The organism is Nostoc sp. (assembly GCF_035638895.1).
GTDB lineage: Bacteria > Cyanobacteriota > Cyanobacteriia > Cyanobacteriales > Nostocaceae > Nostoc.
The window spans coordinates 1-10,155 of record NZ_DASQZC010000572.1; the positions used below are offsets into that span (position 1 = coordinate 1).

The 10,155-nt window shown below is 41.8% G+C and carries 10 protein-coding genes, 1 tRNA gene and 1 pseudogene; 6 read left to right on the top strand and 6 right to left on the bottom strand.

What is annotated here, in order from left to right; all coding sequences use genetic code 11:
* Positions 1–180: 180 nt before the first annotated feature.
* The 3 genes from VE944_RS28350 to rfbD all read left to right on the top strand — a co-directional run bounded on the left by VE944_RS28350 (position 181) and on the right by rfbD (position 2,846).
* On the top strand, positions 181–1,257 hold the full coding sequence (locus VE944_RS28350; protein ID WP_324985268.1) for a glucose-1-phosphate thymidylyltransferase: 1,077 nt from the start codon (positions 181–183) through the stop codon (positions 1,255–1,257).
* Between the two features lie 116 nt (positions 1,258–1,373).
* Positions 1,374–1,919 carry a dTDP-4-dehydrorhamnose 3,5-epimerase gene (rfbC, locus tag VE944_RS28355; protein WP_324985271.1) on the top strand — a complete coding sequence of 182 codons (546 nt, stop codon included), beginning with the start codon at positions 1,374–1,376 and terminating at the stop codon, positions 1,917–1,919.
* 36 nt (positions 1,920–1,955) lie between these two features.
* Positions 1,956–2,846 carry a dTDP-4-dehydrorhamnose reductase gene (rfbD, locus tag VE944_RS28360; protein WP_324985274.1) on the top strand — a complete coding sequence of 297 codons (891 nt, stop codon included), beginning with the start codon at positions 1,956–1,958 and terminating at the stop codon, positions 2,844–2,846.
* A gap of 45 nt (positions 2,847–2,891) precedes the next feature.
* Here rfbD and VE944_RS28365 read toward each other — a convergent pair whose 3' ends face one another.
* Complete coding sequence (locus tag VE944_RS28365) at positions 2,892–3,632, bottom strand: 2-phosphosulfolactate phosphatase family protein (protein WP_324985277.1); 741 nt, start codon at positions 3,630–3,632, stop codon at positions 2,892–2,894.
* Positions 3,633–3,993: 361 nt separating this feature from the next.
* Here VE944_RS28365 and VE944_RS28370 point away from each other — a divergent pair, with 361 nt between their 5' ends.
* Positions 3,994–4,413, top strand: a complete 420-nt coding sequence (locus tag VE944_RS28370) for a BlaI/MecI/CopY family transcriptional regulator (protein WP_324985280.1) — start codon at positions 3,994–3,996, stop codon at positions 4,411–4,413.
* A complete protein-coding gene (locus VE944_RS28375; RefSeq protein WP_324985293.1) occupies positions 4,413–5,252 on the top strand; it encodes a M56 family metallopeptidase in 840 nt (279 codons plus the stop codon). Before VE944_RS28370 ends, VE944_RS28375 begins: the two co-directional genes overlap by 1 nt.
* Positions 5,253–5,562: 310 nt before the next feature.
* Here VE944_RS28375 and VE944_RS28380 read toward each other — a convergent pair whose 3' ends face one another.
* The 5 genes from VE944_RS28380 to VE944_RS28400 form a co-directional block, all read right to left on the bottom strand.
* The gene (locus tag VE944_RS28380) at positions 5,563–6,798 is read right to left on the bottom strand and encodes a hypothetical protein (RefSeq protein ID WP_324985296.1); all 1,236 of its coding nucleotides are present in this window, start codon (positions 6,796–6,798) and stop codon (positions 5,563–5,565) included.
* Positions 6,799–7,537: 739 nt separating this feature from the next.
* Positions 7,538–7,609: transfer RNA gene (locus VE944_RS28385), tRNA-Asn, on the bottom strand.
* Positions 7,610–7,750: 141 nt separating this feature from the next.
* Positions 7,751–8,302, bottom strand: coding sequence for an NYN domain-containing protein (locus VE944_RS28390; RefSeq protein WP_324985283.1), 552 nt, complete (start codon positions 8,300–8,302; stop codon positions 7,751–7,753).
* 291 nt (positions 8,303–8,593) lie between these two features.
* A complete protein-coding gene (locus VE944_RS28395; RefSeq protein WP_324985286.1) occupies positions 8,594–9,271 on the bottom strand; it encodes an energy-coupling factor ABC transporter ATP-binding protein in 678 nt (225 codons plus the stop codon).
* Between the two features lie 13 nt (positions 9,272–9,284).
* Positions 9,285–9,557, bottom strand: coding sequence for a UPF0367 protein family (locus VE944_RS28400; protein WP_012410874.1), 273 nt, complete (start codon positions 9,555–9,557; stop codon positions 9,285–9,287).
* A 457-nt stretch (positions 9,558–10,014) separates the two neighbouring features.
* Between VE944_RS28400 and VE944_RS28405 the strand changes: the two are divergent.
* Positions 10,015–10,155, top strand: a pseudogene (locus VE944_RS28405) (photosystem II D2 protein (photosystem q(a) protein)); the annotation flags it as partial.

The following is a 10,155-nucleotide window of genomic DNA, read 5'->3' on the forward strand; positions in this document are numbered from 1 at the left end:
CCAAGGTATCACTCACTCTCAACAATTCAGTTGGGAAAAAACAGGAAAAGCAACCGTCGAAGTCTTATCCCGCTATCTATAAAAGATAAACTAACGCCAAAATCTGGATGCAAAAATTTGGGATTTTATCTAGATTTCAGATTATCTTGACTAATGGCTTCTAATTAATCCTCAATCCCAATGAAAGCACTAATTCTCTCTGGCGGTAAAGGTACACGTTTACGTCCCCTCACCTATAGTGGAGCAAAACAACTCGTACCAGTTGCAAATAAACCTGTTTTATGGTACGGGATTGAAGAAATGGTCGCTACTGGTATTACTGATATTGGCATCATCATCAGCCCGGAAACTGGGGCAGAAGTTCAAGCGAAAACCGGAAATGGAGAATACTTTGGAGCGAACATCACCTACATCGTACAAGACCAGCCACTTGGACTTGCTCACGCCGTTCAAGTTGCTCATCCCTTTTTAGGAGATTCTCCCTTTGTCATGTACTTGGGTGATAACCTCATTCAATTAGGTGAGTTACGTTATTTTCTGCAACAATTTAGCCAACAACAGCCAGATGCTTTGATTCTCTTACGTTCAGTTTCTAACCCTAGCGCCTTTGGTGTGGCTGAGGTCGATGAAACAGGACGGGTATTACAGTTAATTGAAAAACCCCAAGTTCCTCCTTCAAATCTAGCACTGGTAGGAGTTTATTTCTTTTCTCATCTCATCTATGATGCGATCGCAAATATCCAACCTTCCGCCAGAGGCGAACTAGAAATTACTGATGCTATTCAATACCTAATTAATCAGAAAAAACAAGTTTTAGCCTACAATCTCAAAGGTTGGTGGTTAGATACTGGTAAAAAAGATGACTTATTAGAAGCTAACCGATTGATTCTCGACACCTATTTGACAGCATCAGTTCTTGGCGAAATCGATGCCCAAAGTCAGATTATTGGGCGAGTCCAAATCGGTGCAAAATCTAAAGTAATTAACTGCACAATTCGGGGGCCAGTAGTCATTGGTAGCAATTGTCATTTAGAAAACTGCTTTATTGGCCCTTATAGTAGTATTGCCAACAATGCCACACTCATTGATACCGATTTAGAACACAGCGTGATTTTGGAAGGTGCTAAAATTGCTGGAATTCATCAGCGTATTATTGATAGTGTGATTGGACAAAGGGCACAATTGACTCTTGCACCTCGTCGCCCCAAAGCGTTACGATTTCTAATTGGCGATGACTGTCAAATTGAATTAACATGATTTAGTTGTTAAAAATAGGAAAAGCTACGGTTGAAGTGTTACCTGTTAGCTGTAGAATACAAGCATAAAATTACTCTCACAGTTAACACTGTGGCGAGTTACTCGAAATAATATTGATGAGCATTGTACAGACCAAAATCCCTGAAGTTATACAACTTGAACCCCAAGTATTTAGAGACGATCGCGGGTTCTTTTTTGAAGCCTACAACGACCGAAAGTTTGCCCAAGAGACTGGTATTATTGCGAATTTCGTCCAAGATAACCACTCCTACTCAAAACAAAACGTTCTGCGGGGATTGCACTACCAAATTCAACAACCCCAAGGTAAACTTGTCCGGGCTATTGTTGGCACTATCTTTGACGTAGCCGTAGATATTAGAAAAAGTTCGACTACCTTCGGTAAGTGGGTAGGTTATGAACTCAGTGCTGACAACAAACGCCTATTGTGGATACCACCAGGCTTTGCTCATGGCTTTCTCGTGCTTTCAGAAATAGCTGAAGTTCTCTACAAAACTACAGATTATTACGCACCCCAAGGCGATCGCACAATTTTATGGAATGATCCAGATTTAGCTATAGATTGGCCTTTAAGTGCGCCACCAATTTTATCAACTAAAGACGAAGCTGGGAAACCTTTGAGAACTGCTGAAGTATTTGATTAAGCTTGATGATTGCGTTAGGCTCAAGAACTAATTAGGATGAGTAAATCAATTTTGCTGATTGGTAGCAACGGTCAAGTGGGTAAGGAACTACAACAAATACTCCCCTACTACGGTGATATTATCTCAGTAGAACGCCCAACAGTAGACCTTGCCCAACCCGATACCCTCCGCAACGTTATCAGATCAAAACAGCCGCAAATCATCATTAATGCTGCTGCTTATACTGCTGTGGACAAAGCAGAAAGCGAACCCGAACTTGCTAGCGCTATTAATGCGATCGCACCCCTAATTATTGCCCAAGAAAGCCAAAAATTAGGAGCTTTTCTAATCCATATTTCCACCGATTATGTTTTTGATGGTAATCGGTATCGCCCTTACCAGGAAACCGATGCTACTAATCCCTTGAGTATTTATGGTAAAACCAAACTTGCTGGAGAAGAAGCAATTCGGGAAAGTTGCGCCGATCACCTCATCCTCCGCACTGCTTGGGTTTATGGAACCTTTGGCAAAAGCAATTTTGTCAAAACCATGTTGCGACTAGGTGCAGAACGCCAAGAAATCCGTGTTGTCGCCGATCAAATTGGTAGCCCGACTTGGGCGCAAGATATAGCCACGGTTATAGCCCAGACAATTCCCCAGTTAACCCCAGAAATTAGCGGTAGTTATCACTACACTAATAGCGGCGTTGCTAGCTGGTATGATTTTGCCGTTGCAATTTTTGAAGAAGCACAACAGCTCGGCTTCCCTTTGAAAGTTGAACGTATTGTCCCCATTACAACCGCCGAATATCCCACACCAGCCCGTCGCCCTGCCTATTCTGTGCTTGCTTGTGAAAAAATTTCAGCAATTTTAGAAACACATCCGCCCCATTGGCGACAAAGACTCCGGCAAATGCTTAAAGATTTTAAAATTGGGCATGGGGCATAGGAGATTGTTCATTAAATTTCTTCTCTATTCCCCACTCCCTATTCCCTACTCCCTTTTACTTTTCAAAACTCCCGTTTCATGTTGTATTGGCAAAACATCTAAGATATCAGTTTGGGAACAATATTTTAAATCTTCGTGACAGTCAAGACGCAATAATCGTTGGCCGTGACTAGCTTGGTGAAGTAATCCCAATAAGTTATCTTGCCACTGAGAGTAAAGAGCGATCGCACTTATTACTTCATCGTTACCAGCTAATTCTTCTGGTGAGAACTGTGTTTGCTGTAAAAGACTATGAGCGATCGCACCTGCACAAACTGTATCTTCTAAAGAAAAACTGCCTTCCCAACCAGAACCGACAATCCACACTGTCTCTGGTTGCTTATCTAAAAGAAATTGCACCACCGCCGCCCGGTTAATCAAGGCAGCTGCTAATAGATTTGGGGAATCTTGTACCCGTTGTAAGGCACGAGTGCCATTGGTGGTACTGATAAACAAGCGACGCCCTTGGACTAATTCTGGTGTGCAGTCGAGGGGGGAGTTACCCAACTCAAAGCCAGCTACTTTCGCGCCTCCGCGTTCTCCAGCCCGCAGACGTTTTTCAGAAGGCCATTTTTCGCTAACTTCAATTAATTTATCTAAATCGCTGAATACTTGTACAGCTTCGCCTCCAGCTGCCAAAACTGTCGCAATTGTGCTAGTGGCTCGCAAGACATCCACTGCGATCGCACATTCTGGCGCTTTACCCGTTGGAGTCAATTCAGGAGTGTGGTATACGAATAGCTTCACGCGCTGGATACACCTAGTTTAATACTACTGTCGCAAATAACATTTTACCTAGTTGGTGTCACTAACTATAATTTCAATTTTTCCCAAATGATTTTTTACCATCAAAAAGTACAATGTATGTCATCTAATACATAAATGGGGCTGGGGAATAAATCTGTTAGGGATTTTAACTAAATTTTAAGAGTCTCTGAATAAATACTCAAAAAACCCATTTTTATCTGAATAGACTTTCAGACTGCTGCACTATCTTGTAATCTAAAACAAGAACAGACTCATTTTTATGGGGAAAAAGTTATAGCTTCAAGGTTACAGCGCGAAGAGACGGATATTCACTCATTCCCCAATCCCCACTGAAATTGCTATGGCACCTTTACCCGATTACCGCCCTAAACAGCTATCTTTAGGCCCGTTGGAAGCGGAAGTTTTAAATATCATCTGGGAACTTGGTTCAGCCACAGTCAAGGATGTACACGCTCGCATTCTGGCTGACCCCAACCGCGAATTAGCGTATACTTCTGTCACTACTGTCTTACGTCGCCTCACAGATAAAGGTTGGCTGGCTTGCGATAAGAAAGAACGAGCGTTTTACTGGCGGCCAATGCTGAGTAAGCAACAATCAGAAGTCATCAAAGCTCACGAGCAATTACAGCGATTTCTGGCAGTGGGGAACCCCGATGTTATTGCTGCTTTTGCCGATAGCTTAGATGAAGCAGCCAGTGAGCAAATAGCAGCGATCGCCAAACGGATTCAATCTGCACGCCAAGCCAGGGAGGAAAAATGATGCACCTAATAATGATTTTGAATGCTTTGGCAGTTGCCTGGTGGTTAAGATCCGCTTGGAATCAACGCCAAGCTAGTTGGAATGTGCGGTGGCAGCGATCGCTATTTTTGTTTCTCTTCCCGCCCTTGCTAATTTTCATGACTGCGATCGCTGTACTGTTCATGGGGCCTCAAGGACAAATGGGCGGGATGTATACAGGCTCAATTAGCTATTTCCTAGCATTAATTTATTTGGCATTTTTTGCCATTTCATGCATTAAACTTGCCTTCCAGGGTTGGCAGTCTGTAGAATCTGCCCGTAACTGCCCTTTAGTGAATGTTGGCGATAGACGAGCCAGACTGCTGCAAACGGGGGCGCTGTTTGCAGGTCAAATCGGTTTTTGGCAACCAGAATTAGTGGTTAGCCAAGGATTAGTGCAAACTCTCTCACCGATTCATCTAGAAAGCGTCTTAGCCCATGAGCAAGGGCATCACTATTACAGGGATACATTCTGGTTTTTCTGGCTGGGTTGGGTGCGTTCTTGCACCGCATGGTTGCCAAATACAGAGCCTTTGTGGGAAGAACTTTTAGCTTTGCGTGAACTTCGTGCTGACGGTTATGCAGCATTGCAGGTAGATCCTCTGGTGTTAGCAGAATCACTTTTATTAGTGGTTAGTAGCAGCCCCGTTTTATCGGAAATTTGCTGTGCTGCCTTAGGTTCCTCTGGTGCAGATCGGTTAGAACAGAGAATAGAAGCCCTATTAGCACCTCCAGAAGCAACCCAAGTCTCTCAATTCCAATCTTGGCATGGTTTTCTTCTAGCGTTATTACCTTTAGTAGCTGTAGTATTTCATAGTTAAGTTGAATTTATAAAGCTATAGCAATCCTATTTTATTTGTGATAATTGAAAGCTAAAAATCCCCAACTTCCTTGAGAAATCGGGGATTTATGTTAACGAAAGTCGCGCTAGGTATCCTAATTAATTAGCCTGAAATTATTCGAGTTTTAAGCAAAAGCGATCGCTTGAAAACTTCTTCTAAATGCGGATAACGGTAACATTAGTGGAGTATCTTAACACACTCTCATTTTCTAAGCCGCTTGCCTAAACTGGTTTAAACCTCATTATTTATTCTCCCACCAATATTGTCTGTTTATTTCCGCCCTACTGTACTAGACCATCAATTTACTATTCTCACCCAATTGTCCTACTATATTGCCTTGCATCTCATAATTGAATGCTATTATCCCCGCTAGATCCAGAGCCGTACCACCTGTTATATCGGGAAATGTTAGCCCAAGCGGGTTGTCAAGTTGTGTTTGATTCTGTTCTGCCGTAGTAAGGTAGAATGCGTAATTAGTATTCTCTCCTTGACCTTGAATCTGTATATAATAAGTTCCTGGATTTAATGAAATGCTTTGAGTTGCTTCAGATATACTACTATTTTGATCGTTACCAGTATTAGAACCAGTAGTAGAAGCTAAAATCTGACCGCTTGCATTAAAAAGTTGTTCACTGATACCCCCAGAAAAGCTAAATCTATCTATCGTAACAGTACTAGGTTGATTTAAAGTGAACTGATAGTAGTCATTAGGATCAGATGAACTTACATGTTCCGATACTAGAGTATAATTTGAACCTATCGTCAGTTGGCGAGCAGTGCCTAATGTCTTTCCAGCGTATTCACTGGCAGCCTGACGTCCTTCAAACCTACCATATAAACTAAAGTGTTCGACTAAATTGATGCCTTTCAAAGAAGTCAAATCGGGATTATTTGCTTTATAAAAACCAGCATCAAAATAGGGTGAAGATTTACGCCCTTCATTTATCCCATTGATTTCAAAGTGTTGCAACAACTGGCTGTTGTTCAAATTAGCTAAGTCTTGGTTGTTAGTGCGATAGTAGTTAAAGTCAAAATAGCGTGAAAAGTTACGCCCTTCGTTTATCCCATTAATTTCCAGGTGGTTTAAAAGTTGAGAATTATTTAGGTTTGCAAGATCAGAGTTAAGCAACTGATATTGTCTAACACTGAAAAGTGGATCAAAGCTACGGCCTTCAGTAATACCATTGTTTTCTAAATGATTAAATAATTGCTCGTTGTTAAAGCCTGCAAGGTCACTGTTTTTAGCACGATAGTAGTTAAGGTCAACCAATGGAGAGAAACTGCGTCCCTCAGCTACACCATAATTCTCCAGATGATTCAACAGTTGACTGTTGTTGAAGTTTGCCAGATCAGAATTGCTAGACCGATAAAAACTTAAATTAATCAGTGGTGAGAAGGAACGGCCTTCATTTAACCCATAAGCTTCAAAGTGTGATAAAGCTTGAGCATCATTTAAACCTGCTAAGTCAGCATTAGCATCACGATAGAAATTGGCATCAAATACACTTGATCTACTTAGGGACATATCGCTCAACTTCCTAATATAAAGTATTTGTACTCTTAATTTTACGTCAGTTCGACAAAGCTAAAAACACATTGATACTTAGTTTAATAATTAAGATAAATGCCATCGCTTACGTTTTTTCTAAAAGCTATCCGCGAATTTTTTGGACTCAGGGCACTGGGAATGCATTGTCTTCGTTAAATCAGAATATTATATGTACTAATTTTTATACAATTTTTTATACTAAAATACCGTCTTTGTACGTATATACTGAATCTACAAAATGAAACTGCTGCTTTTGGGATTTTTACTCAGATATTTTTGCAAAATACCACTACTTACTATGAGAATGAAGACTACTAAATTCAAAGACCCTACTTATTAGGGTAAGTATTATATTCGTGGTTGTAAGTATTTCGTCCTCTGGTAAAAACGTTAGCTACCTTAATATCGCATTAACACCAGTCGCGCCCCATTGGCGACAAATACCAAATCAATCCTTGACATCAGCACTCACGAACGCCGCCAGCCTACTTCTCGCACCATCTAGCAGCTGTTCCCATTACCTACCAAAAAAGCGTAAGGTTTCCTGTTATAGCTGCGATATCTAACGACAAGCCGCTTTACCTCTACGCAGCCCTTATTTAGGAGACGTATAGCAAAAGAATACCTGATTCAGAAACTTCACAGTCGGGTCAAGCAACCATAAACCTCTGAGAGATAATCTAGAATCAAAACTTTAAAATCCAAAATTAATAAACTCCCCAGGCCGGATTCGAACCAGCGACCAATCGATTAACAGTCGATCGCTCTACCACTGAGCTACTGAGGACCACCCACGATTTATAATCTTAGAGCTAAAAATAGTATTTGGCAAGTAGTTTCGCCAATATTTTTTTTATAGCTTAATTTAAATAATTTTGCAGTCAAAACCGATTCAGGAACTTAAGCAGAGACTGTTAAATACTAATATCTACTGTAATCCCATTCGTAATTCAGCCAGACGCTGCCGCGCCTTAGCATCAATGGCATTAGCTAAAAACCTACTCTTAGATTGTTTGCGTGTATGATACTTCTGTCGCATCCGACAAACGGTAGCTTCTACTTCCCCACAAAGTTGTTGTGCCGACAACCATTCAGCCCCATACCCTTGTATCATCAACTGCTGTGCCCGATCTGATGTAGCAACAATTACACGAGAAATCAAAGATTGAGCTATTTGCTGACGCATAGACGCACAGGATTTTTCAATATAAGTATCTGCTGTCTGCCCAAAATCAGTGTAATAAACTGATAAAAGCTCAGTAATTATTTCTTTATTGCTAGAAGAGTTTTGATATTGGGCATCAAAAACTATCTGAGTTGTGTAACCTTGAAACGCGCTATAACCAGTCATTGCTTCCACAAGTTCACCCCGTGCTGCCTCTAGTCCAACACTATCACGCGTTTTTTTAAGGCAAGGCCAAGCGCCTATTATATTGTAGCCGTCTACTAACAAAACGGCTTGGAGTAAGGAACGGGGCATGGTTTTTGATCACAATTTTCTAGAGTTAACAAAATTCATTCATAAGTTTTATAATAATTGATGCATAGTCTGTAACACTATGCTACACAGAATAAAAAATATAGTACCCTCACAAAACTAAAACTAAGACAGACATACAAACTTAAAACGCGCCTTTGTTTTAAAAGGCGCGTTGCAGTTCTTTTTCAGTAGTGGTGAAAATGAAGAGTGCTGAGTTAAAAAACCACCTATAAAGGGCGGAGCATTACGGCTATAAAAGCCTGAGTACTTTTCACTTAACTCAGCACTCAATTAAGAGGCTTCGCTGTGTACCTCCATTAGACGTTGTTTGAGGCGTTGAGGTTCACCCCTATCTACGAGAGAGCCTTTTTCTAGCAAGAAAGCGCCGTCACAGTAATTTAACTCGTCTAATCGATGTGTCACCCAAAGCGCTGTAATACCTCGACTTTTGACAAGGCGGCGCACACCAGCCACCAAATCCAACTGACTATCTGGATCTAGTAAGGCAGTGGGTTCATCTAATAATAAGACTTCACAGCGACGGGCGATCGCACCGGCGATCGCGACTCGCTGTTTCTGTCCCCCAGAGAGTGCATAGATAGGGCGTCGTAGGAGGGCAAGCAAATTCACCGCTCCTAGTGCCTCCTCAACCCTTGCTCTAGTGGCAGCAGGCGGTAACTTTTCTTCCACCAATCCAAAAGCCACATCAGCACCAACCGTTGGCATCACCAGTTGATGATCTGGATTTTGGAAGACAAAGCCAACGGGGTGCAAAACCCGAATTTCCCCAGACTCAGGAGCTAGTAGCCCCGCCAGCAGTCTAAGTAACGTTGATTTACCACTGCCATTTGTACCCAAGAGCATCCAAAATTCGCCCTTTGGTACTTCTAAAGAGCAAGATTTGATAACTTTCTCTCCATTAGGCCAATTGAAATTTAAATCCTTGACCTCAATGCCCAGTTGAGCCATTTGTCAACCTTGGTTACTCAGCAGCTACAGCGAAAAATCCAGGTGGCCTACCACCACCAGGGGTTGTACCATCTTTCTGAACAATCTGCACCCCAGAAATTTCACTAGCGCGGACAGCAATTTTTTTCTCTGTCTTGCCCTCGCACTTGAGTTCCACAATGTCAGGGTTACCAGAGCGGATTGCTGCCAAAATCAGCTGATAGACAGCCTCAGCATCCTCTGCTGACTTACGTTGTACAGAGATCGGGAAAGCAGTGTTTCTGATGCTTAAATCGATGGTAAACATTTAGCAATAATCAAATTTAACTGTGGACTCATTTTAGCGTCAGCTGACTGATTCTAGGGAAATGGGAAAGAGGCAGAGGGGCGGGGGGTAGGGAGCAGGGGGAAATAACCCTATCAAGAATTGTCGTGGAATGAAGGGGGAATGTGTCTGAATTCCCACTTCAAGCAATAAGTGTGGTTATCGTAAAGAGCGGGAACTAACGCAACAGGTGGGAGCGAATCTCAATTCTTGTCTATCTCCTTTGCTCCCCACTCCCACCTCATCTGAATCAAAAATAAATTTTTATTACAAAAGCCCTAGAAAAATTAACGATTTACACCTAATATGATTAAAGGTGTGTAAAAAATTGTAAACTTGGTTAACAACCCGGTTAACTTTCTGCTCATAGAAGGCTTTTATTTAGCCATCTATAATACAGATACAACCTGTACTTATAAACATTTGGAGATTTGCTCTAATGACCATCGCAGTTGGACGCGCCCCTAGTAGAGGGTGGTTTGACGTTTTAGACGACTGGCTCAAGCGCGATCGCTTCGTATTCGTAGGTTGGTCAGGGATACTATTGTTCCCCTGCGCCTTCCTAGCACTAGGCGGTTGG